The organism is Synechococcus sp. MIT S9451 (assembly GCF_047304725.1).
In the GTDB taxonomy this organism is placed as follows: Bacteria; Cyanobacteriota; Cyanobacteriia; order PCC-6307; family Cyanobiaceae; genus Synechococcus_C.
On record NZ_CP138971.1, the window covers coordinates 1,101,941 to 1,123,591 of the forward strand.

General features: G+C 59.6%; 19 protein-coding genes. 7 read left to right on the forward strand and 12 right to left on the reverse strand.

Going from position 1 to position 21,651, the window contains the following annotated elements; genetic code table 11:
- Positions 1-68 precede the first annotated feature (68 nt).
- The gene (locus SIB72_RS05465; protein ID WP_413744891.1) at positions 69-1,547 is read left to right on the forward strand and encodes a cryptochrome/photolyase family protein; all 1,479 of its coding nucleotides are present in this window, start codon (positions 69-71) and stop codon (positions 1,545-1,547) included.
- 11 nt (positions 1,548-1,558) lie between these two features.
- Here the strand turns inward: SIB72_RS05465 and SIB72_RS05470 are convergent, their stop codons facing one another.
- From SIB72_RS05470 to SIB72_RS05490, 5 genes are all read right to left on the reverse strand, one after another.
- On the reverse strand, positions 1,559-2,044 hold the full coding sequence (locus SIB72_RS05470) for a hypothetical protein (protein WP_413744892.1): 486 nt from the start codon (positions 2,042-2,044) through the stop codon (positions 1,559-1,561).
- A 58-nt stretch (positions 2,045-2,102) separates the two neighbouring features.
- Positions 2,103-4,289 (reverse strand): C2 family cysteine protease, encoded by a 2,187-nt coding sequence (locus tag SIB72_RS05475; RefSeq protein ID WP_413744893.1) that lies wholly within the window; start codon positions 4,287-4,289, stop codon positions 2,103-2,105.
- 285 nt (positions 4,290-4,574) lie between these two features.
- Complete coding sequence (locus tag SIB72_RS05480; RefSeq protein WP_413744894.1) at positions 4,575-6,797, reverse strand: C2 family cysteine protease; 2,223 nt, start codon at positions 6,795-6,797, stop codon at positions 4,575-4,577.
- A gap of 309 nt (positions 6,798-7,106) precedes the next feature.
- Positions 7,107-8,321: a DegT/DnrJ/EryC1/StrS family aminotransferase gene (locus tag SIB72_RS05485; RefSeq protein WP_413744895.1), complete on the reverse strand. Its 1,215-nt coding sequence runs from the start codon at positions 8,319-8,321 to the stop codon at positions 7,107-7,109.
- A 19-nt stretch (positions 8,322-8,340) separates the two neighbouring features.
- Complete coding sequence (locus tag SIB72_RS05490) at positions 8,341-8,937, reverse strand: thioredoxin family protein (RefSeq protein ID WP_413744896.1); 597 nt, start codon at positions 8,935-8,937, stop codon at positions 8,341-8,343.
- A gap of 140 nt (positions 8,938-9,077) precedes the next feature.
- Here SIB72_RS05490 and SIB72_RS05495 point away from each other — a divergent pair, with 140 nt between their 5' ends.
- Positions 9,078-9,584, forward strand: coding sequence for a hypothetical protein (locus SIB72_RS05495; protein WP_413745054.1), 507 nt, complete (start codon positions 9,078-9,080; stop codon positions 9,582-9,584).
- Here SIB72_RS05495 and SIB72_RS05500 read toward each other — a convergent pair.
- Positions 9,527-9,970, reverse strand: coding sequence for a hypothetical protein (locus SIB72_RS05500; protein WP_413744897.1), 444 nt, complete (start codon positions 9,968-9,970; stop codon positions 9,527-9,529). The two genes, SIB72_RS05495 and SIB72_RS05500, sit on opposite strands and share 58 nt — an antisense overlap.
- A gap of 7 nt (positions 9,971-9,977) precedes the next feature.
- Positions 9,978-10,910 (reverse strand): FAD-binding domain-containing protein, encoded by a 933-nt coding sequence (locus SIB72_RS05505; RefSeq protein WP_413744898.1) that lies wholly within the window; start codon positions 10,908-10,910, stop codon positions 9,978-9,980.
- A 111-nt stretch (positions 10,911-11,021) separates the two neighbouring features.
- On the opposite strand from SIB72_RS05505, the gene fabI reads away from it, so the two are divergent.
- The 5 genes from fabI to SIB72_RS05530 all read left to right on the forward strand — a co-directional run bounded on the left by fabI (position 11,022) and on the right by SIB72_RS05530 (position 16,110).
- Positions 11,022-11,804: an enoyl-ACP reductase FabI gene (fabI, locus tag SIB72_RS05510; RefSeq protein ID WP_115015715.1), complete on the forward strand. Its 783-nt coding sequence runs from the start codon at positions 11,022-11,024 to the stop codon at positions 11,802-11,804.
- 106 nt (positions 11,805-11,910) lie between these two features.
- Entirely contained in the window at positions 11,911-12,513 is a 603-nt protein-coding gene (hisB, locus tag SIB72_RS05515; RefSeq protein WP_413744899.1) for an imidazoleglycerol-phosphate dehydratase HisB, read from the forward strand.
- Positions 12,514-12,569: 56 nt separating this feature from the next.
- Positions 12,570-14,081 (forward strand): carotenoid oxygenase family protein, encoded by a 1,512-nt coding sequence (locus SIB72_RS05520; protein ID WP_413744900.1) that lies wholly within the window; start codon positions 12,570-12,572, stop codon positions 14,079-14,081.
- A gap of 55 nt (positions 14,082-14,136) precedes the next feature.
- On the forward strand, positions 14,137-14,880 hold the full coding sequence (locus SIB72_RS05525) for an SIMPL domain-containing protein (RefSeq protein ID WP_413744901.1): 744 nt from the start codon (positions 14,137-14,139) through the stop codon (positions 14,878-14,880).
- Between the two features lie 39 nt (positions 14,881-14,919).
- Positions 14,920-16,110: an MFS transporter gene (locus SIB72_RS05530; RefSeq protein WP_413744902.1), complete on the forward strand. Its 1,191-nt coding sequence runs from the start codon at positions 14,920-14,922 to the stop codon at positions 16,108-16,110.
- On the opposite strand, the gene SIB72_RS05535 is transcribed toward SIB72_RS05530, so the two are convergent.
- The 5 genes from SIB72_RS05535 to rdgB are packed head-to-tail and all read right to left on the reverse strand — an operon-like array spanning position 16,095 to position 21,622.
- On the reverse strand, positions 16,095-17,666 hold the full coding sequence (locus SIB72_RS05535; RefSeq protein ID WP_413744903.1) for a BCCT family transporter: 1,572 nt from the start codon (positions 17,664-17,666) through the stop codon (positions 16,095-16,097). The two genes, SIB72_RS05530 and SIB72_RS05535, sit on opposite strands and share 16 nt — an antisense overlap.
- A 36-nt stretch (positions 17,667-17,702) precedes the next feature.
- Entirely contained in the window at positions 17,703-18,893 is a 1,191-nt protein-coding gene (locus SIB72_RS05540) for an FAD-dependent oxidoreductase (RefSeq protein WP_115119914.1), read from the reverse strand.
- Positions 18,890-19,945 (reverse strand): Glu/Leu/Phe/Val dehydrogenase dimerization domain-containing protein, encoded by a 1,056-nt coding sequence (locus SIB72_RS05545; protein WP_413744904.1) that lies wholly within the window; start codon positions 19,943-19,945, stop codon positions 18,890-18,892. Before SIB72_RS05545 ends, SIB72_RS05540 begins: the two co-directional genes overlap by 4 nt.
- Complete coding sequence (locus SIB72_RS05550; protein WP_413744905.1) at positions 19,945-20,982, reverse strand: SAM-dependent methyltransferase; 1,038 nt, start codon at positions 20,980-20,982, stop codon at positions 19,945-19,947. Before SIB72_RS05550 ends, SIB72_RS05545 begins: the two co-directional genes overlap by 1 nt.
- Before the next feature lie 52 nt (positions 20,983-21,034).
- A complete protein-coding gene (gene rdgB, locus SIB72_RS05555) occupies positions 21,035-21,622 on the reverse strand; it encodes an RdgB/HAM1 family non-canonical purine NTP pyrophosphatase (protein WP_413744906.1) in 588 nt (195 codons plus the stop codon).
- Between the last annotated feature and the right edge of the window lie 29 nt (positions 21,623-21,651).

Below are 21,651 nucleotides of genomic sequence, written 5' to 3' on the forward strand. Positions count from 1 at the left end.
GCTTGTGGCCTGCCTGTTGATCCTGCAGGAATCGTGTTGATCGGGGCTCTCTTGCTTCTGCTTTGTTGATGTCATCACCTCGCACCTTGTTCTGGCACCGTCGCGATCTGCGTCTGGCTGACAACACTGGCCTGCAGGCTGCTGTTGCACTGGGGCCTGCGGTCACTGGGGTGTATGTGCTTGATCCATTGCTCATCACCCCTCCGCAGCAACTGCCGCCGATGGCTCCGGCTCGGCTGTGGTTTTTGATTGAAACCCTGATCGAGCTGCAGCAGCGTTGGCGAGAGGCCGGCAGCAGGCTGTTGGTGGTTGCAGGAGATCCGGTCGAGCTCCTGCCACGTTTGGCGTCGCTGCTTGATGCCCCAACGGTGGTGTGGAGCCGGGATGTGGAGCCCTATGCCCGTGCTCGTGACCGAAAGGTTGCCAAGGCTTTACAGGCCGATGGTCGCAAGCTTTTGGTGGATTGGGATCAGCTCCTGGTGGCCCCGGAGCTGATCAAGACTGGAGGCGGTGACCCCTACAGGGTGTATGGCCCTTTTCTGCGCAATTGGCGCGGACAGGTTGAGCGCAGACAACCCAGCACCGTTGAAGCCCCCGTTGGATTAAGCGACCTGGACTCAGACACCCTCGAGGCGCTCACCAGCGGGGAAGGTGAGCTGGGTCGTTTATGCGCTTACGGCCATGGTGAGCTGGAGCGGTTGCGGGCCGAGCACGGTTTCGGCGGCATGGAACTTTGCCCCTGCCGGCCAGGTGAGGCAGCAGCAGCGCAACAGCTGGCCACTTTTGTGGACGGACCGTTGCTGGCCTATGAACCCGATCGCAATTTCCCTGGGGTCGAGGGAACGTCCTCTCTCAGTGCAGCGCTGAGTGTGGGCACGGTGAGCCCGCGCCAGGCCTGGTGCGCGGCCCAGGAGATGAAAGAGATGGCCCGCAGTGATGAGCAGCGCCAGGCGATCATGGTGTGGGAGCAGGAGCTGGGCTGGCGGGAGTTTTACCAGCAGGCGTTGTTCCATTTCCCGGAGCTGGAACAGGGGCCTTACCGCGAGCAGTGGACTCGTTTCCCGTGGCAGAACAACAACGACTGGTTTGAGGCTTGGAAGACGGGTCAGACCGGCATGCCGATGATTGATGCGGCCATGCGTCAGTTGAATCAGAGCGGCTGGATGCACAACCGCTGCCGCATGATCGTGGCCTCTTATCTGGTTAAAGACCTGATTTGTGATTGGCGCTGGGGTGAGCGCGCCTTCATGGAACTCGAGGTGGATGGCGATCTGGCCGCCAACAATGGCGGATGGCAGTGGAGCGCGAGTAGCGGTATGGATCCAAAGCCCCTGCGCATCTTTAATCCGTCCACCCAGGCCTCCAAGTTTGATGCTGAAGCTGATTACATCCGCCAGTGGTTGCCGGAGTTGAGGCATGTGAACACCAAGGATCTACTCAGTGGTCAGATTGCTGCCTTGGAGCGCCGTGGTTATCCCGAGCCGCTGGTGGATCACAAGCAGCAGCAGGCACGATTCAAGGGGCTTTATGCCACCATTCGCTCCTGAGGTGTTTCGTTTCATGGTTCTTGTTGCGGTACATTTGTTGACCCTTTGAGTGTGCAAATTTGCCCATCAATTGTGAGTTCTAGCTCTACTTCAATCGGTGCTTTTTCGGAAAGAATCAAGGGGAGATGTTCGATCGTGTTGTATCGGTTTAGAGGGCTGAGGTCGGGCTGTTTAGACCAGCGGAATTCCTGGCGTTGGCTCGATTGGTTCCAGGCTGCTTTCACAACTTTTACCTGGTGCGTAGCGGTTGTTGTGTTGTGTAGCCTGAGCTCTACATTCGCGATATGGGTGTGGCTGGTGTTACGCGGCTTCTGCGGATTTGAGTGGCCGTGGGGTAAGGCGCCGCCAGGGCTGCGAGGAACCGGATTCACCCACAGTCTGAGCTCGGAATGAATGATTCCTGAGGGACATTGGGGTGGTTTGTGCATGGTGATTAGAGGGATGGGAAAGAAGATGGGGATGAGGAAGAATAGTGAGGTGTGCATCACGTTCGGCATCCATGAAAAGGTGGCCGTAGCCACCTTTGTGTTGGTTGTGTTGGGGTGATTGCGTGATTCAGCTGTTGGTCCAGCTGACAGAAGCGCCTAGGTCGATGAGTTCTGCATGGGTCAGCGAGGAGTGGTTCTCGTCGTAGGGGTTGCGAATGTCGTAGTCCCCTGTGATCGCGTCGTAGCCGACGATGCTGCGAGCATGGCCGCCCCAGCCCACGGTGACGACGTTGTCGCCATTGACCAAGGCTTGGAGTTCTGCGGAGCTGACGCCATTGACGCCAGAAGCGTTGAGAGTGCTCCAGGTTGCAGAGAGACCGGTGACATGCTCAAGGGCCTTTCGCCGTGATCCCCAGCTGATGCCTTCGTTGCCTGCAATGCCGTAGCGGTTGGTGTTTTCCTGTCCGATGCGACCAGATTCATTGATCTGGGCATAGGCCTTTTCAGCAAGGGCGACCCAGAGTTCATTGTTGTCTGCCACCACGGCATCGGTTGCGGTGCCATCGCCGGCATCGGCGTAGATGTATTGGCCCGTGGCTGATGTGGCCATCTTGCTGTCGACGGTGACATAGTCGACCTTGCCGTCGGTATGAAAGCGAACGCTGTAGGTGCCATCGCCATTAGCAGTGAACATCTCCTCAATCAGCTCGGATTTGTTATTGGCCGTGCCGGCAAGAGCGGAGAGGAAATAACAGGATCCTGTCGCTCCCTGATCAATATCGCTGGCGTCAACACCATCCACAAAGAGGCTGCCAGCGGCTTTTGTGTAGGTGCCGGCCACGTTGCCTTCATCGTCGTTGTGGATCATGGGTCTGTCGGTGCCCAGCATGTGTTTGCCAATCAGCAGATTGAGATCCTGGGTGCTGGAGCCGGCTTTTAGATCGCCGAGATCATTGACGATGCTGTCGTAACCGGTGTACCAGGCGTTGCTGTCGTCGTGGAACAGCACTTTCTCAGACAGCACCGAGAGGTCGGCGCGCATGGTGCAGTTGAAGGTGTTCCAGAATTCGCGCAGATCGGTTAGCTCGGTGCCATTCACAGAGCCGTAATCGCCAGCACTTTTGAGAATGCCAATGATGTCATTGCGGCTGAATTCGTTATCAAATTTGATTGAGTTGAGCGTGGCATTTTTAACGCTGCTGTCATCAATCAAGTCGTTGGTGAGTTGTTCAAAGCAATCGGCTTCACGGCTGATGTTGAGGTTGAAACCAGTGGCACCGTTGTTGTTCCAAGCTGAGCTGTTGTAGCTGTAAATGCGGCTGGTGTAGTGGCCTTCATTCAGGAAGGTGCTGATGTTTTCATCCTGGGTTCCCCACTTGTTCGACCAGGTGACCAGTGAGCCGGCCTCGTCATAGAGAGCGAGGCCAACATTGGCGGAGAGACCGGTGAGGGAGAGGTCAAAGTTGCCGGCTTTGCCGGCATGGAAGGAGAAGAAATCGTTGTAGTCACGAGTCCTACCGCTGCTGTAACCAACGGTGCCGATTACCTGCTTGTCATCGCGATAGGCGACGGTGCCGATGTCAGCTGCATTGTTGAAGCTGTCGGTGACGTCGTAGCCGCTGCCCTCATTGGCGGAGAAGCCGCTGCCCCAAGTGAAGTTGTAGTGGGTTTCGGTGCCGGTGGATTGATCGCGATCAAAGCGGTCTTCTGCGAGCAGGTTGTTCACCTCCGCGCGTTCTCCCAAGAAGGAGAGCACGTCTGGATCAATGGTGGGGAAGGAGATGCGTGGCAGTGGCCTGAAGCCAAAGAAGCCTTCCTCCGTGTCTCCGGTGAGTGGATCGAGCTGAGGTGGTGCGGTGTTGAGATCAGCTGGATGGGCTGGATCGAGCTCAAGTCGCTCAGCGCTGGCTGGCTGTTGTGCGCTCGTGATAGCGCGGCCGTCTTGATGGCCACCGGTGAGTTGATCGATCTGGGCTGGATCGCTGTTGTCTTGCTGGCGATCGCTGCCTTGATCGGCCTGGGAGGGATCAGCGGCAACGCCTGCTGGCTGGCTGGTGTGGTGCTGGCTGGGTGTGCCCTGGTTCCAGAGTGCAGGGCGATGGGGCTTGAGTGTGGCGGCTTGTTGGTTCTGATCGTCGTCTGCCAAAGCGGAGATCGGATCCTGGGCGCTTAGAGGATCGGAGGCAGAACCTGGTTGGCCGTTGTTCTGTTGGGAGAGGCCGTAGGCGGAGGGGTCTCCGCCAGCGACGCGCTGATAAGCATTGCTGGCGTCAAAACCGGTGAAGAGATCGCCGTCGAGGTTGAACTCAAGCATGGGAGGAGGTGAGAACGTTGGAGACCGGAGTGGGGTCTGGCCTCTGGATGAACTCAGCTTTTCCGATTTGTTGATTGCACTTGATGATCAAGATCGAGGCGGGCTGTGATCTTGCTCACAGACCCTAGTTTTGTCTTGCTCAAGGTGTTGTCTAGGAATGGACACAGTTTCGTGCCTATAAAATCCGTCTGCATGGTTGTTGCTTGCATGCTTAGGTCAAGGTCATTGATGAGAAAAAAGAGGCCTATCAGGCCTCTTCTCGAAGTATTGATTTTGTGTGATGATTCAGCTCAGGGAGTAGCGAATGTCGGCGCCGAGTTGTCTCAGCTGAGCGTGGGTCAGGCTGAGGTGTTGATTGTCCCAGGGATTGCGAATGTCAAATCGCTGGGTTGTATCGTCATAGCCCACAATCGAGTATGCATGGCTTTGCACGCCAGAGCTGATGTTTGTGGGTCCGCTCCCAGAGCCTGTCGCCAAACCGTTGAAACCTCGGACGGTCACGACTCGATTGCCATTCACATAGCTGATCAGTTCAGCTTCGCTGACACCGCCAAATCCGCTGAGGTTTACGGCCTCCGAAGTCGCGCTCAACCCTGTGATGTGGGTGATTGCAGTTGCAGAGTTGCCGCCATTGATTCCTGCGTAGGAGTTGCGCCCGTTTTGGCTGATGCGGCCTGACTCGTTCACTTGGGCGTAAGCCTTCTCGGCAAGGGCGACCCAGAGTTCATTGTCGTCGGCAACGATATTTTGGTTTCCTCCGTCGCTGCCTGAGTTGGCATAGATGTAGCGGCCTGTGGCTGATGTGGCCATCATGCTGTCGACGGTGACATAGTCGACCTTGCCGTTGGTGTAGACGCGAACGCTGTAGGTGCCATCACCGTTGTCGGTGAACATGTCTTCAATGAGCTCAGGTTTGTCATTGGCCGTGCCGGCAAGAGCGGAGAGGAAATAACAGGACCCTGTCGCTCCCTGATCGATATCGCTGGCGTCAAAACCATCGATCTCCAGGCTCCCAGCAGCTTGGGTGTAGGTGCCGACCACGTTGCCCTCAACGTCGCTGTGGATCATGGGCCTATCAGTGCCCAGCATATGTTTGCCAATCAGCAGATTGAGATCCTGGGTGCTGGAGCCGGCTTCTAGATCGCCGAGATCATCGCGGATGCTGTCGTAACCGGTGTACCAGGCATTGCTGTCGTCGTGGAACAGCACTTTCTCAGACAGCACCGAGAGGTCGGCGCGCATGGTGCAGTTGAAGGTGTTCCAGAATTCGCGCAGATCGGTTAGCTCGGTGCCGGTGACAGAGCCGTAATCTCCAGCACTTTTGAGAATACCAATGATGTCATTGCGGCTGAATTTGTTATCGAATTTGATTGAGTTGAGCGTGGCATTTTTAACGCTGTTGTCATCAATTAAATCGTTGGTGAGCTGTTCAAAGCAATCGGCTTGACGGCTGATGTTGAGATTGAAGGCTGTTGCGCCGTTGTTGTTCCAAGCTGAGCTGTTGTAGCTGTAAATGCGGCTGGTGTAGTGGCCTTCATTCAGGAAGGTGCTGATGTTTTCATTCTGGGTTCCTGATTTGTTCGACCAGGTGACCAGTGAGCCGGCTTCGTCATAGAGAGCGAGGCCAACATTGGCGGAGAGGCCGGTGAGGGAGAGGTCAAAGTTGCCGGCTTTGCCGGCATGGAAGGAGAAGAAATCGTTGTAGTCACGAGTCCTACCGCTGCTGTAACCAACGGTGCCGATTACCTGCTGGTCATCGCGATAGGCGACGGTGCCGATGTCAGCTGCATTGTTGAAGCTGTCGGTGACGTCGTAGTCGCTGCCCTCATTGGCGGAGAAGCCGCTGCCCCAAGTGAAGTTGTAGTGGGTTTCGGTGCCGGTGGATTGATCGCGATCAAAGCGGTCTTCTGCGAGCAGGTTGTTCACCTCCGCGCGTTCGCCGAGATAGGAGAGGAAATCCGGATCAATCTCAAAGACGCTTGGCAGTGGAATGAAGCCAAAAGACGCATCCTCCGTGTCTCCGGTGAGTGGATCGAGCTGCGGTGGTGCGGTGTTGAGATCAGCTGGATGGGCTGGATCGAGCTCAAGTCGCTCAGCGCTGGCTGGCTGTTGTGCGCTCGCGATGGCGCGGCCGTCTTGATGGCCACCGGTGAGTTGATCGATCTGGGCTGGATCGCTGTTGTCTTGCTGGCGATCGCTGCCTTGATCGGCCTGGGAGGGATCAGCGGCAACGCCTGCTGGCTGGCTGGTGTGGTGCTGGCTGGGTGTGCCCTGGTTCCAGAGTGCAGGGCGATGGGGCTTGAGTGTGGCGGCTTGTTGGTTCTGATCGTCGTCTGCCAAAGCGGAGATCGGATCCTGGGCGCTTAGAGGATCGGAGGCAGAACCTGCTTGGCCGTTGTTCTGTTGGGAGAGGCCGTAGGCGGAGGGGTCTCCGCCAGCGACGCGCTGATAAGCATTGCTGGCGTCAAAACCGGTGAAGAGATCGCCGTCGAGGTTGAACTCAAGCATGGGAGGAGGTGAGAACGTTGGAGACCGGAGTGGGGTCTGGCCTCTGGATGAACTCAGCTTTTCCGATTTGTTGATTGCACTTGATGATCAAGATCGAGGCGGGCTGTGATCTTGCTCACAGCCTGTTTTCGTGCGTCATACATCGGGGTGGTGGAGCACCACACAACCGTCTGAAGATTCAGTCAACGAGCCGCATCCTTTGTTTTCAGTCGATGGCCGGTGCGTTGATTGGGCTCCTGTCCTGCCCACAGATGATTGGTCTCGCTTGACGGCGGATGGTTTGGGATTTTTCAGAAATGGTGATGCAGCTCAGGCCACCATGCGCTCTTGTGTGCTGCTGCTGAGAAGACGCTTCACCACCCTGATGACACGATCCTGCTGTTCCACGCTCAGTTCTGGGAAGATCGGCAAGCTCAGCACTTCACTACAGAGCTGTTCGGTGATGGGCAGGCTGCCAGGTGCAAGCCCGAGGTCGACATAGGCGGGCTGACGGTGGATTGGAATCGGGTAGTAGATGATCGTGTTCACACCTTGCTCTTGCAGGCTTTGCTTGAGCCAATCCCGTCGATGGCTACTGGGCAGTCCAAAGTTGTTGGCTGCATTACTGCCAAGAGCGGCCTCGGTTTGCTGCGCCTCTGGGCTGAGATTGACGCGCACCACAAATTGATTCCAGCCATGGCCCACGGCAGGATCAGCGGCAGGATCGGGTAATTCCAAGCCTGGTAGGTCTGCTAGCGCCTTGATGTAGCGCGAGGCAATCGCAGCCCGCTTATCCACCCAAGTGCGCAGATGGGGCAGCTTGACGTTGAGCACCGCTGCCTGCAGGGCATCAAGCCTGCTGTTGTAGCCAAGTTCAGTGTGGAGGTAGCGGCGAGGCATGCCATGCACAGCCAGTTCGCGAATGCGCTGAGCAAGACCATCGTCATCGCAAGTGACGGCGCCGCCATCGCCTGCTCCGCCCAGGTTCTTGGTGGGGAAGAAGCTGAAGCAGCCCGCATCGCCCCAGCTGCCCACCGGTTTGCCGTTCCAGCAGGCACCTGTCGCTTGGGCACAATCCTCAACCACCTGGAGGCTGTGGCGTTGAGCGATCGCCATCAGCGCCTCCATATCGACCGGCCGGCCGAAGAGGTGCACGGGCATTAGCGCTTTGGTGTTCGGCGTAATGGCGGCTTCGATCTTGGTGAGATCAATCAGATAGGTGACGGGATCCACATCCACGAACACCGGGGTGGCACCAACCGCACTGATTGCCTCAGCGGTGGCAAAAAAGCTGAAGGAGGCGGTGATCACTTGATCGCCTGCTCCGATGCCGAGGCCACGCAGGGCAAGGATCAGGGCGTCGGTGCCGCTGTTGCATCCCACGCTATGAGCTGTGCTCACGCAGGTTGAGAAGTCGGTTTCAAACTTCTGGATCTCACCGCCGCCGATGTATTGGCCGCTGTGCAACACGCGCAGAATGGCGTCATCCAGCTCTGGCCTCAGATCGGCGAGCTGCTGACTGAGACTGAAGGGAGGCACCTGCATGCGGGAAACCTTAAGCCGTCTACCTAAACCATTGGGGCTCCTCGCCAGGGTGCCACTTGATGTTGCAGCCGAGCGAAGGGTGTTGTTCCGGATTGGGAGCGTTCCCTTTCAGCACGGCATCCAGGGCGGCGCGTAGGTCGTGGCCATCCAGAGCCCGGTCATTGCCCGGTCGGCTTGCATCCAATTGGCCTCGGTAGCGCAGGGTCTCGATTCCCTTGTGATCTGGAGCGAACAGATAGAACTCGGGCGTGCAGGCGGCTTGGAGGGCTTTCGCCAGAGTCTGCTTTTGGTCGAGCAGATAGGGAAAGTGCCAGTGGTTCCTTCGGGCTTGGTCTGCCAGCGCATCAGCTCCGTCCTGGGGATGGGTGATCCAGCTGTTGCTGGCCACCCCAAGCAGGCTCACTTGCTGGCCGTAGTCCTGTTCGATTCGGGTCAGTTCTGCTTCGATGTGCTTCACGAACGGGCAGTGACTGCACAGCAACATCAGCAGCACCGGACGCTGTGGTAGATCGCTGCTCTTGATCAGCCCATCGCTCCCCGTGCCTGCGGCCACCGGCAGGGCGAACGCCGGCATTGCACTGGCGAGTGGAAGCATGGTGGAGGGTGTCAGAACCATGAAACGGCGGCGCTTTGCCCTCAGGATGGGCCGGAATCTGCTGGAGTCGTGTCGTGGCTGTGCAGCGCATCACCCCGCCAACCCAACCCGGTGTGGCCGTCCCTATGCGCATGGCGTCCTTGCTGTTCGGGGCTGGGGTGATGCTGGCGCTCACTGCCTGCAACAGCTCTGAGCCCCGTCCTGCCTGGAAGGTGTTCCCGCTGCAACGCCATCAAGCTCACGACGGACTGGCGGTGGTCAACCAGCCTGATGGCTACGGCATCCATCTCTATCTCGAGACGGATACAACCGACAGGGCTGTCTGCAAGCCGCGCTGGTTGGTCGATCCAGCGCGGCTGTTTAACGGCAATGGCAGCCATCCGTTCTCGTCAGGTGTGGCAACAAGGCAGGAGTTCTTTGCAGCTGTGGGTCGCAAGGATGTGCGCAGTGCCCTAGAGGAACAGCTCAAGGCGTTGTGCATGGCACGCGAGCCCCAGGCTCGTTGGCTTTGGATCGAACCTCCGCGCCAGGCTTCAGACGTGAAGCCTCTGCACTTGCCGGCGCTAGAGGAGTACCACCTGCTCACCGATCCAGCTGAGGAGAAGGCGCGTCAGGAGGCGCTGCTTACAAATCCCTCCCAGACCACGGATTCAGCTTCACGCCAGTAACGGCTGAATCGCCCGAGGCGGGGTGGGCGCGGGAGTGCCACAAAGGGTTCGGGATCGAGCAGTTCGAGGGGGAGCTGCTCGTCAATGGCATCGGCGATCCGCTCCAGACGGGGATCGACAGGGGTGCTGCTCACCACGCCATCAGCCTTGTGGCGCTTGGCGAAGGCCATCACTTCGGCTGCGACATCGCCTTTGCGAAGACTCAGCGGCAGGGCCAGGGCGCTCTCATAGAGGAAGCCGACGCGTTTGCGGCTGATGCTGGCTTCCCGGATCCAGCCACTGTCGAACACGAACAGGGCCGGGGCTTGGGGCCAGGCGAGCAGGGCTGGGTTGCGGGGGCCAAGGGCCTCGTCATGCACCCAGAGGACGGGACGTTGAAAGGGCATGGTGGCGTCAGCGTTTTGGGCGGGCGGTGGCGGCTGAGGGCCGGGCAAAGGTGGCGCCTCGCCCCCTCCCATGCGTTCCGCCGGTGTCGCGGCTGGCGGCTGGGGTGGCAAAGAGCTGGTTCTCGAGTTGTGCGTAGCTGCCTTCAAACGGACAACAGCCCGCGCTGGGGCAATCCGTGCAGAACCGGCCCTGGCTGTATCGCTCCAAGTTTTCGCGGTTATAGAAATAGGGCTTGTGGCTGAAGCTGCTGGCTACCCATTGCCAACTCAGGTGGTTGCTGGCTGGATCGCCATCCAACAGATGCCTAAGGAACCAGTCGGCCCCTGCTTTCCAGTGCACCCGTCGCCAGTGCACCACGTAGGCCGCAAGCCATAGCCGGGCGTGGTTGTGCAGCCAGCCTGTTTCAACCAAGTCTGCTTGGAACCGATCCATACAGGCCAGTCCGGTCCGTCCTGTGCGGATGTCGTCCGGCACGTTTCGGCCATAAGAGTTCGGATCGTGGCCGGTGTTGAGTTCCTCTTGGTTGTCGTTGATCTGATCACCTAGGCCAGTCCACATCCGCTGCCAAAAATCCCGCCAGCCCAGCTCCTTGATCAGCGTCGCTCCGTCTTCGCGCTGCTGGCGGCGCTGGCGCAGTTGGTCAAAAACCGCCTCACGCACTTCCGCAAGGCTGAGAACGCCGTGACGGATGTATGGCGACAGCTGGGTGACGGCGCCATCGAGATGGTTTCGGCTGCGCCCATAACGCTTGGCATTCATCCGTTCCAGCTGCTGTTCGGCTGCATCACGTCCGCCGCGGAGTGGGCTGAGGCCTCCTTCGGTCTGCGGAAACAGCTGCTCAAGATGTTGTGCGAACAGGTCTCGGTTAGGGAACTTCCGGGGCAGGTCGTCCTCTGCAACTGCCCAGTTCAGGGGTGGTGGAGCGGGCAGCTGGGTCACCGGGTCATCCACCTGACACTGGCTTTCACTCTGTCGTTCTGCAGTTGAAAGCGCGAATGGTCGCAGTGTGGGGGAGAATCACCCGAATTGTTATCCCGCGGGCACGGCTCGATGCTTCTCGATCTCACCGGCAAGAAGATCCTCGTCACAGGTATTGCCAACAACCGTTCGATTGCCTGGGGGATCGCCCAGCAGCTCAAGGCCGCTGGTGCCGAGTTGGGCATCACCTATCTGCCGGATGACAAGGGTCGTTTCGAGGCGAAGGTGCGTGAGCTCACCGCTCCGCTTGAGCCCAGCCTCTTTCTGCCACTGAATGTGCAGGACGCTGACCAAATGGAAACGGTGTTCGCTGAGATCAAGGAGAAGTGGGGCCAGCTGGACGGGCTGGTGCATTGCCTTGCCTTTGCGGGGAAGGAGGAGTTGATCGGTGATTACAGCGCCACCACGGCTGCAGGCTTTGCCCGTGCTCTGGAGATCAGCGCCTACTCCCTGGCTCCTCTTTGTGCCTATGCCAAGCCGCTGTTCAGTGAGAAAGCTGGTGTGATCACGCTCTCCTACTTGGGCTCTGAGCGGGCCATCCCGAACTACAACGTCATGGGTGTGGCTAAGGCGGCTTTGGAAGCCTCCGTGCGTTATCTGGCGGCGGAGCTGGGTCCCGAGAAGCAAGTTCGAGTCAATGCCATCAGTGCTGGCCCGATCCGCACCCTCGCAAGTTCGGCCATCGGCGGCATCCTCGACATGATTCACAACGTGGAGGAGAAAGCTCCTCTGCGTCGCACCGTCACTCAGATGGAGGTGGGTGGCACCGCTGCCTTCCTGCTCAGCGATCTTGCTAGCGGGATCTCTGGCCAGACCATCTACGTCGACTCCGGCTACTGCATTAACGGCATGTGATGCGTTGCCAGCGAGCAGGCATCGGCTGAAGGAGGCTGGTGCCTTTTGCTCTGTTCGGCATGATCAGTCAGTACTGACTGATCATGCGCTTCGGGCGCAGAGGGCCATGCGCACAGGTGAAGTCCATCGCGTCACCGGTGAAACTGATGTGCGCGTCAGGCTTGGCCTCGACGGCAATGGACGCTGCACGGCCTCGACTGGTGTGCCTTTCCTGGATCACATGCTCCACCAGATCAGTAGCCATGGGTTGATTGACCTGGAGATTGCTGCCACTGGAGACACGCATATTGATGACCATCACACCAATGAGGATGTGGGCATCGCTGTGGGCCAGGCTCTGTCCCAAGCCCTTGGTGATCGCCGCGGCATCCATCGATTCGGACATTTCGTCGCCCCGTTGGACGAGGCCTTGGTGCAAGTGGCACTGGATTGTTCAGGCAGGCCCCACCTCAGCTTCGGACTGGACATCCCGACCCAGAAGATTGGCTCATACGACACCGAGCTGGTGAAGGAGTTCTTTGTGGCTGTGGTGAACAATTCAGGTCTCACCTTGCACATCCGTCAGCTGGATGGAGTGAATTCGCATCACATCGTGGAGGCTTCTTTCAAGGCCTTTGCCCGAGCCCTGCGTCTCGCCACCGAGATCGATCCTCGTCGGGCAGGGGCAGTGCCAAGCAGCAAGGGGGTGCTGGAGCAGGCGGGGAGCTAACGCCCACGCTTCATAGTCCGTTACGAGAGGATGAATGCCTTGATGCTCGTGCCGTTGTGACTGTTGCTCCTGCCACCGCCCGTTTCAATAGGGCTGACTGGGCCAGCGCCTTCCGCAACGTTGAGCAGGAGCTCACGCGGGAGAGGGTGCAGGTGGCCAGCGGGAGTGTCCCGGTTGAACTCGATGGCTGTCTTTACCGCAACGGGCCGGGTCGGCTTGAACGGGATGGTCATTCCGTGCATCACCCCTTTGATGGCGACGGCATGATCACCGCGATCCAGTTTGGTGCCGGCGAAGCCCACTGCAGCAACCGCTTCGTGCGCACCAAAGGCTGGAAGGAGGAAGAGCAGGCCGGTCGCTTTCTCTATCGGGGCGTTTTCGGCACTCAGAAGCCAGGTGGTGCACTGGCCAATGCATTCGATCTGCGCCTCAAGAACATTGCCAATACCCATGTGGTGCGATTGGGCGATCAGCTCCTCGCCCTCTGGGAGGCGGCCGAACCCCACGCGCTAGACCCTGAAAGCCTTGAGACACGTGGGCTGTCGCTGCTCGATGGGGTGCTGAGTCAGGGCGAGGCCTTCAGTGCCCACCCCCGCTTTGATCCCGGTCATCACGGCAGTCCGCGCATGGTCACGTTTGGGGTGAGCACCGGGCCTCGAAGCACCATCCGTTTGATGGAGTTCGCCACTCAAGACGATCCCTCGGCGGCCATCCGGGCCGGAGATCTGCTCTGTGATCGCCGCGACAGCTTCAACGGTTTTGCCTTCCTCCACGATTTCGCCATCACGCCGAACTGGGCAGTGTTTTTGCAGAACGCCGTGGCGTTCAATCCTCTGCCTTTCGTGATGGGCCAGAAGGGTGCAGCGCAGTGCTTAGCCTCCAAGACCGGCGGCCAAGCGATGTTCTGGTTGGTGCCGCGGGAGTCAGGGGCTTATGCCGGAGAGCCTCCCCGTCTGGTGCCTGCGCCCGAAGGGTTTGTCTTTCACCATGTCAACGCCTGGGAGGAGAACGATGCTCTGCTGATCGACAGCATCCACTACAGCGATTTCCCCTCGATTGGGCCGGAGGTGGATTTCCGTGAGGTGGATTTCGACAGCATTCCTGCCGGCCTGTTGAAGCGGTGTCGCATCGATCTCCCGAGTGGTCAGTGCAGCACTGAGCTGCTTGGAGACCGTTGCTGTGAGTTCGCAATGGTGCATCCCGACCATCAAGGCCTGCCTGCACGCTTCGCCTGGATGGCGGTGGCGGAGCGGGAGCAGGGCAATGATCCCCTGCAGGCCATTCAAAAGCGGGATGTTCACACCGGAGAAACGCAGCGATGGAGTGCCGCGCCGCGCGGGTTTGTGAGTGAGCCGATCATGGTGCCCCGCCCAGGCAGTGCAAAGGAAGACGACGGTTGGGTGCTGGTTCCTGTTTGGAACGGTGCCCGCCAAGCCACTGATCTAGTGATTCTCAGGGCTGACGACCTCCAAGAGCAGGCCGTGCTGGAGCTTCCCCTGGCGATCCCTCATGGTTTGCATGGCAGCTGGGTGCCTAGTCATGGTTTGACGCAGCCCGGTCACGGTTGAGCAGGATTGTTTGGCCTGGGTTCTCCAGCATGGGGATGTGGTCTGATCGTTCTCGATGACGATGCTGAGCTTCTGTCCACTCTCTGCCGTGTCTCGAAGCACGCTGGGTGCTTGTGCTGGATGGGCTTTATTGGCTCCGCTTGGGCTTGGGCTGCAGATGTTGCCTGTGGCGCCGATGATGGCTGCGGAGCGCGTTTGCAACGGCACCCTTCTCCAGATCAAGGTGCTTGAACGCGGCACTGCTGTGAGTGATCGGTTTCGCTTTTCGCTGCGTCTGGAGGCGGAGGCCAGCACCAAGAGTGCAGCGATGAACTTGCTCAATCAGCGGGTTGATCAGGCTCGTCGGGAGATCAAGCCGTTGGCGATGGGCCGGCTCACGATTCCCGCTCCCCGTCATGACCGCATTGGTGGTGGTGGCGCTGGGCGCCGTGTCGAACGGGCTAGCACCAGCATCAGCGGTGACGTGAGCCGCCATCGTTACGACGCCCTGATTCAGACCGCTGCTCGGCTTGAAGGGGTGCGTTTGCAGGGGATGCTCTCCCTCGCATCGAGCAGTGGCAACACGTCACTGGCTGGTCAGTTGTTGGAGCAGGCTTTGCAGAACGGGCGTGGACGGGCCGAGCTCACGGCCAACGCCCTTGGCCTGCGGCGGGTTGATTTGCTGCGAATTGATCAGCGAGGGTTTGGTGCCCAGCCGATGGCCATGGCCTCGCGCCAGGCCAGTGAGGGTTACAACCCTGATGAGGCGCCCAAGCCAAGCCAGACGCTCAGCCTTGATCTCTCGTACTGCCTGAGCTGAACCTGATTCACACAATGGGGCTACCCCTAGGTGTGTTGGATGCGCGATCGCTTGCTTTGGCTCACGAGCTTGTTGTTTGTCGCTTGGTTGGTCTGGTCAGAGACCAGTTTTCAGTTTTATGAGCAGTCACTCGGGCGTGATCTGGGCTTGTCGGTGAGTCGGGTTTCGTTGATTGCTGGCAGCTTTCTCGTGCCCTATGGATTGCTGCAGATTCCTGTGGGTCGCCTTCTCGATCAGGGACGCCTGGACCGTTGGTTGTGGATGGCTGCCCTGCTGGCCTCTGGATTCAGTGTGGCCTTTGCCTTCAGTCACGATTTGCCCGGTCTGATGCTCAGCCGAATGGGGATGGGGATGGCCTGTGCGGTGGCTTTTCCTGCCTCAGCGCTGATCGCCCGTAAGACGCTGCCAGCGAAGCGTTTCCCGTTGGCGATGGGGCTCACGGACAGCCTGCTGGGGTGGGGGGCTGCTTTCGCCGCCTTTGTGCCGTTGGTTTTGCCGTCGGCTGCCTGGAGGCATCTGGTGATCGTTCAGGCGCTGTTGTTGGCGGTGTTGGTGGTTGTGCCTGTGATTGTCTTGACGCAAGGCAGGACGGTTCTGGTGTGTGCTCCTGATCGACACCGCTCGCAGAGTGCTGTTCCGTGGACCCCCACAGCTGTTGGCCAAGTCATCCGCGCTTGTCTCATTTATGCGTGGGGCGGTGGGTTTGTCTTCGGTCTTGCCCAATACGGATTGATTTCTGGTCTGCGTGGTTGGAGCGGTGAGCGCATGCAATGGATGTCACTGACGATGTCCCTGGGGATCGCCTTAGGCATGGTGCTGTCGGGATATCTCGGCAGCTGTGCGCTGCGTCGGGGGCGGGTGCTCCTGACAGGCACCGTTTTGAATGGTTTGGCTCTTCTGGCTCTATTGCAGCTGCCCAACCATGCGACTGCGCCGCTGGGGGCGTCCGCTCTCTGTCTGGGTTTGGGGCTAGGTGCTGCAGTGCTCGCCTTCCCATTGGCAGAAGAAGGGGCTCCGCAGGGTCACACCGCTTTCACAGTGGCGATCGTGAACACGACAGGCACGGTGATGGGTGGGGTGATGGCGATTGTCTCTGGGTTGATCCTGCAGGCATCAGCCCCAGGCGATGTGATGCCTGTGCTGATGGTCTATGGCCTGCTGGCCTTGTTTGGCGTTGCAATCGCTTTGGGGCTGGTGTTCAGGCCATCGGTTGTTCAAGATCTGTCTTGACCGCTGCGCTGCGCTTCTTTCCAAGCCAACCGTGGGGCCGTCCATAGCGTCGCGAGCACAAGCGGTGTGACAGGAACCGCAGCAATCACAATGAAGGCCTGAAGAGCGTTGATGGAGGTGGGATCGGTCAGGCTGGACCCGACCCGAAGAAGCACCAGCGTGAGGCTGCCGATCATCAGAGCCCAGAAAAGGCGGAGTGGTGCTGGGGGTTCATCCCGGCCGCTCACCACCATGGCTGCGGCATAGCTCATCGAGTCGGCGCTGGTGCACATGAACAGCACCACCAGCAACAGACCAATTGGAATCAGGAGTCCCGACAGCGGAAGCTGGCTGAGGATCGTCAGCAATGTGGATGCAGCGGCATTGATGCCGTTGCTCTCAAGTGCACTGGTGATGTCAGCACCGTTCAGGTCTAGATACATGCCTGTTCCACCCACCAGCGTGAACCAGAGATTGGTGACCAGTGGGCAGAGAATGGCGACCGCAAGCACCAATTCTCGGATGCTGCGTCCACGGCTCACCCCGGCGGTGAACAGGCCCATCAGGGGTGCGTAGCCGAGGAACCAGCCCCAGTAGAAGATCGTCCACCAGTTGAGCCATTCGCCAGTTTGGGCATTGCGAGGAAGGAGGGCCATCTGGGGGAGATGAACCACATTGCTCAGCAGTGCGCTGAAGAAGTGTTGGATCAGCCAAAGTCCAGGGCCCAGAAGCAGCAGCCCAGCCGCCAGGGCGATGGTGAGCCATACGTTGAGCTCCGACAGCCATTTGATGCCTTTCTGAATGCCGCTGACGGTTGACGTGGCGAACACGGCAGTGAGTAGGACCACCACGAGCGATTGCAGACCAGCACTGTTGGTGAGCCATGGCAGTTTGCCGGCAGCATCGCTGAGCTGAAGGGAGAGAAACCCAAGCGGCCCAACGGTGCCGGCGATGGCTGCGACCACGGAAAGGCCATCGGCGAGATCGCCGATAGGTCCGTCCACCCACCCCCTTGGCAGCACAGTGACCAAAAGGGTGCGGGGGCGAAGAGGTTCACCACGCCGCTCCAGAATCGAGAAGGTGATGGTGGTGGTGGTGGCGACCAGGGCCCAGGCGAGGAATCCCCAGTGCAGAAAACTCACGGCCAGGGCTGGATCCACGGCCGCAGCCGTTTTCCCCTCAATCCCTGCTGCTTGGAACAGAGGGGAAGGGGTGAGGTAGTGAAACAGCGGTTCGGCTGCTGACCAGAACACGCCACCGCCGGCGAGCAGGGTGCAGATCAAGACTGCACACCAGTCAAAGAACTTGAAACTTGGTTTTGCGTTCTCACCCCCCAGTCTGAGCTTCCCCACAGGGCTCACTGCGATGGCCAGCGCGATCAGGAACAGCAGCAGCACCATCCACTGCCAGAGTCCACCGAGCAGTGTGCTGATCAGTGCTTGGCCCTGATCGGTGAACTTTTTGGCCAGGGCCAGGTCGATGGCTGACACCACCAGGAACACCAGCAATGGGCCTGCTCCCACCCACAGCGGTGGTTGGCGCCACCAGGGGCGAGGGGAAGGGGGGGATTGCGACATGGATTTCTGGGGAGGGAGCGTGGCGCGGACGTGGATTTAGGGGCGCACTGCCTGACGTTGGTGGCTCCAGCAGCTCAGATCCACAGCTGGTTGTTCGCCACGGGCTAGTCGGGCGAGTGAGTCACCGATGAGTGGTGCGAATTTGAAGGATTGCCCCGACCCCCCTGCGAACAGGCTCAGTTTCGGGGTGAGACGATCCAGCACGAAGTTCACATCGCTGGTCATGGAGTACGGGCTGATCACCGTTTCAACGCGTTCCTGCACGCCTTCGAGGTTGTTAAACAGGAAATGGTCCAGCAGCTCGACCAGTCGTGGCGGTGGTTCGCTGCTCATGGCGTTGGGTTCAACCACGCGCAGCTCTTTCGGTGCCCAATCGATCCCGCTTTTGATCCTTGGCCTGCCATCCTCTGTTCGGCTCAAGACGGGAAAGCCGTAATACAGCCCGCCGTCATCGCCACGCTCCTGCTGGAAGCAGAACCATTGCGGGTAACGGTCGGCGAGGTTTGGATCCACCGTGTAGTGGGCCCAGAGCATCGGCCAGATCTCGAGCTTGGGAGCAAGACCGAGGGGGGCGAGCAGCAACTGGCTCCAGATTCCGCAAGCCACCACGACCTGGCCGGCTGCGATGTGATGGCCATTCTCTAGGCGGACGCCGCCGCCATCAGCATCAATGCTGCTGACTGGGCTGTGTTCGATCAGCTGATGACCCGCGTTGCGGGCGGTGCGAATCCAATGGGCGATCACTTTGTCGCTGCGCACTGCACCCGCGGTGGGCTCAAACAGGCCGGTGAACTCCGCTTTGGGTTTCAGCGGGAAGCGGGCTGCAATTTCTGCCGCATTGAGTGCTTCGTAAGGAATGCCCTGGTCATCCATCACCCTGCGCGCCCCAGGGATCGATCCCTCGATCGTTTCCTCATCCCAGCTTTCGCCGTAGAAGAGCAATCCGTGGGTTTGGCGCAGTGTCTCGCCGGCGTGGGTTTCTTCCTCTCGCCAGAGCCTGTTCGCTTCCTGGGCGAGACGGCAGAGTACCGGGTCGGAGTACATCTCGCGGAACATCCGGGTTTCGCCGAAGCTGCTGGCTTTGGCATGGGCCAGGGTCTGGGCCTCAACCAACACCACATCGGTGATGCCACTGCGCGCAAGGGAAGCCGCGCAGCTCAGGCCTGCCATGCCACCGCCAACGATGACGACAGACGTCTGAGCTGGAATGGAGGCAGGACTGGTCATTCCGTTTCTCCGAAGCTGAGACCGATGGGCTCCGTGCGGGGGGCTGCAGCCACTTCATTCAGGGCAGCTCCCACAGACAGGCCTTGATCGCGTTGGTTCAGATACTTGCTGGCGCGTTGGCGCACTTCATCCCTAACGAATGTGTAAACGTCCTCAGCACCGGCGCCTTTCCAGGCTTCAGGCGAGAAGCGTTCAATGGAGTCGGCAATCACGGCCCCCGCATTAACCAGAGGGTCGGGCAAAACCGGAATGTCACGTTCCCTCAGACTTTCGGCCAGCTGGGGATCCTGGAAGGGTGCATTGGCGGCAGGGACCACCGCCTTGGTCCGCAGCGCCGCGGTGATCGAGGCATCTATCAGGCCTGAGATCGAGCAGGGCAGCAACAGATCCAGCTCCAGTTCCCACCAAGGACAATCGTTGGGAAGAGGTGTTGCGCCTTTGAAGCCCGCTCGCTCCCGGCTCAGATCAACGGTGAACACTGTCCAGCCGTGGTCCACCAAAGTGCGGGCGACCGTGCCGCCCACCGCGCCGCAGCCGTGAACCAGGGCACGCCCTGGTTCAGCATCTTCCAGTTTGTTGCCCAGCACGGCTTCCACAGCACCAAGGGTGCCGTGGGCAGTGGCAGCGCTGGCATCCACCGGACTGCCCACCGCTGCCAGGACATGGGGTGTCAAAGCGGTCAGACGCTCCATGTCCTCGAGGCTGGTGTTGAGATCACAGCCTGTGATCATTGCCCCATCCAGAGATTCGAGAAGCTCTGCGGTGACGCTGATCAATTCCTCCTTCACAGCTGCTGGGTCGGAGGCGCGAGCAACGATCTTCCCGCCTGCGAAACCGGTGCCGTAGAGATCGTGTTTGTGGGTCATCAGACCAGCCAGGCGCTGTCCATCAGCGATGCAGGCTTCATCGCTCGGGTAATTGAGCAGCCGAAGCCCACCATTCGCCGGCCTCTTGGCATCCGTGGCTTCGCCCACCACAAAGACAGAGAGATGGTCGGAGACGTGTTCCGCCAGAACCGTCACCGGCGGCGTGTGATTTGTGGTGCTGCCCATCAGCCCACCCGTTCCATCATTTGGTGGTGCTCGACGTAATCGAGACTCCACTCGCTCGGCGCAGAAGCAATTCGCTCCTGCAGGCGTTGATAGACCGTGTCTGCAGCTTGATCGCCTGCGGCGGAAGCAAAGCTGTGACGGCTCCAACTGCGGATCGTGGCCATCAGTCCTGCAGCGAACGTGGCTGTGTCACCGTCCTCGTTCCAGCGGCGGCGATAGGGGCACTTCACATAGGCCGTCCGCTCATCCACTAGGCGAAGACCGTTGCGGTATGCCGGTGAAGACTCATCTTTGAGCGGAGCCATGAACTCCGTCGGTGACTTGTAGAAGTTGTTGACGGTGCCATTGCGGTAATGCTCCTCGCTAATCAGTCCTTCGTCGGCCATGCCGCGCCAGATCTGATGGAGCTGGTCGTGCACATTGCGGGTTTCCCCTCCGTTGTGCCCCAGATAGCGACCCTGTTCATCGCGTGAAAGATTCACGGTTAACAGTCGCCCTCCCACCTTGAGCTCGCGGCTGCGCAGTTCAAGGACGTAGTTCCAGTCCTTCAGCGCTTGGGCAGTGAAGCGTTCCAAGGCTTCGCTATCGCCGGAGGCAAGCACATGGGTATGGGTATTGAGCGGACCTGGAGATGCGCTCAGCCAGTGCATCGCTGTGGCGGAGAATCCGAAACTCACCGTGTCTGGAGCGACGGAGGGCTCATAGAAACTGCGAGCACTCACTAAGACGGTCGGTTTCGGGGACCGGGGAATCTGGAGGGCCAAGTTTTCCGCCAAGGCCACGTTGTCGTTGCTGGGCAGGTCATTGCCGATCAGCGTCAGATGTGCATCCGGCTGGTTGGCATGCAGGCGATCCAGAATCTGGTTCCAGAGACCAACAGCGGTGCCACCATCGGCAGCTCCGTAGTCGATTAGCACGTGGCTGTTTTGGGCAGCCAGGGAATCCACACAAGTCAAGGCCCAGTCCGAAGCAGCTTCGATGCAGAGCAGAGCTCCTTCGGTCTGTGCGCTGTAACCCGTGGTCATGGCGATGGCCATCGACCTCGTCAGCGTCAGATTGCACGGTACAGCGCTGCCCAGGTCTGACTCGCTACACAACCTTAAGAAGCTCGCGCAGCTTTGGTTCCAGCTGCATGAAGGCAAGGCCGCGATGGCTGAGGCGCTCTTTGGTGTCTGACGGCATCTCGGCAAAGGTCAGATCGGTACCGGTTGCTTCGAAGATTGGGTCGTATCCAAAGCCGTCTTCACCCCGTGGTTCCTGGGTGATGCGTCCTAGGCAACGGCCCTCGACTTCGGCCAGCACGCAGCCATCGGGGGCGGCGATGCAGAGGGCAGCACTGAAGTGCGCCTCACGGTTTTTGCTCGCGCCCAACTCCAAGAGCAGGCGGGTGATCCGTGCTTCATCTGTGTCGGCATAGCGCGCGGAGTAAACGCCAGGAGCGCCTCCGAGGGCTTCCACGCTTAATCCCGAATCATCGGCCAGAGCCCAATGGTCGGTTGCAGCGGCCACGGCAATGGCTTTGATCCTGGCATTTTCGCTGAAGCTGGTGCCGGTTTCCTCCACATCCATGTCCCTGGGCTGGGGCGTCAGGCTCAGAGGTAGATGGGCCAGCAGGCGGGCGAATTCACGGATCTTGCCGGCATTGCCGCTGGCGATGACCAGGGTGCGAGGTCTCATCGTGGCGAAAGGGAGAGTTGCGGAGACGG

Coding starts and splice junctions, on each gene's coding strand:
- rdgB (WP_413744906.1), bottom strand. CDS start 21,622: ATGAGACCTCGCACCCTGGTCATCGCCAGCGGCAATGCCGGCAAGATC.
- SIB72_RS05465 (WP_413744891.1), top strand. CDS start 69: ATGTCATCACCTCGCACCTTGTTCTGGCACCGTCGCGATCTGCGTCTG.
- hisB (WP_413744899.1), top strand. CDS start 11,911: ATGCGCACAGGTGAAGTCCATCGCGTCACCGGTGAAACTGATGTGCGC.
- fabI (WP_115015715.1), top strand. CDS start 11,022: ATGCTTCTCGATCTCACCGGCAAGAAGATCCTCGTCACAGGTATTGCC.
- SIB72_RS05535 (WP_413744903.1), bottom strand. CDS start 17,666: ATGTCGCAATCCCCCCCTTCCCCTCGCCCCTGGTGGCGCCAACCACCG.
- SIB72_RS05525 (WP_413744901.1), top strand. CDS start 14,137: ATGACGATGCTGAGCTTCTGTCCACTCTCTGCCGTGTCTCGAAGCACG.
- SIB72_RS05545 (WP_413744904.1), bottom strand. CDS start 19,945: ATGGGCAGCACCACAAATCACACGCCGCCGGTGACGGTTCTGGCGGAA.
- SIB72_RS05500 (WP_413744897.1), bottom strand. CDS start 9,970: ATGCCCTTTCAACGTCCCGTCCTCTGGGTGCATGACGAGGCCCTTGGC.
- SIB72_RS05485 (WP_413744895.1), bottom strand. CDS start 8,321: ATGCAGGTGCCTCCCTTCAGTCTCAGTCAGCAGCTCGCCGATCTGAGG.
- SIB72_RS05540 (WP_115119914.1), bottom strand. CDS start 18,893: ATGACCAGTCCTGCCTCCATTCCAGCTCAGACGTCTGTCGTCATCGTT.
- SIB72_RS05495 (WP_413745054.1), top strand. CDS start 9,078: ATGCTGGCGCTCACTGCCTGCAACAGCTCTGAGCCCCGTCCTGCCTGG.
- SIB72_RS05480 (WP_413744894.1), bottom strand. CDS start 6,797: ATGCTTGAGTTCAACCTCGACGGCGATCTCTTCACCGGTTTTGACGCC.
- SIB72_RS05490 (WP_413744896.1), bottom strand. CDS start 8,937: ATGGTTCTGACACCCTCCACCATGCTTCCACTCGCCAGTGCAATGCCG.
- SIB72_RS05530 (WP_413744902.1), top strand. CDS start 14,920: ATGCGCGATCGCTTGCTTTGGCTCACGAGCTTGTTGTTTGTCGCTTGG.
- SIB72_RS05470 (WP_413744892.1), bottom strand. CDS start 2,044: ATGCCGAACGTGATGCACACCTCACTATTCTTCCTCATCCCCATCTTC.
- SIB72_RS05475 (WP_413744893.1), bottom strand. CDS start 4,289: ATGCTTGAGTTCAACCTCGACGGCGATCTCTTCACCGGTTTTGACGCC.
- SIB72_RS05550 (WP_413744905.1), bottom strand. CDS start 20,982: ATGGCCATCGCCATGACCACGGGTTACAGCGCACAGACCGAAGGAGCT.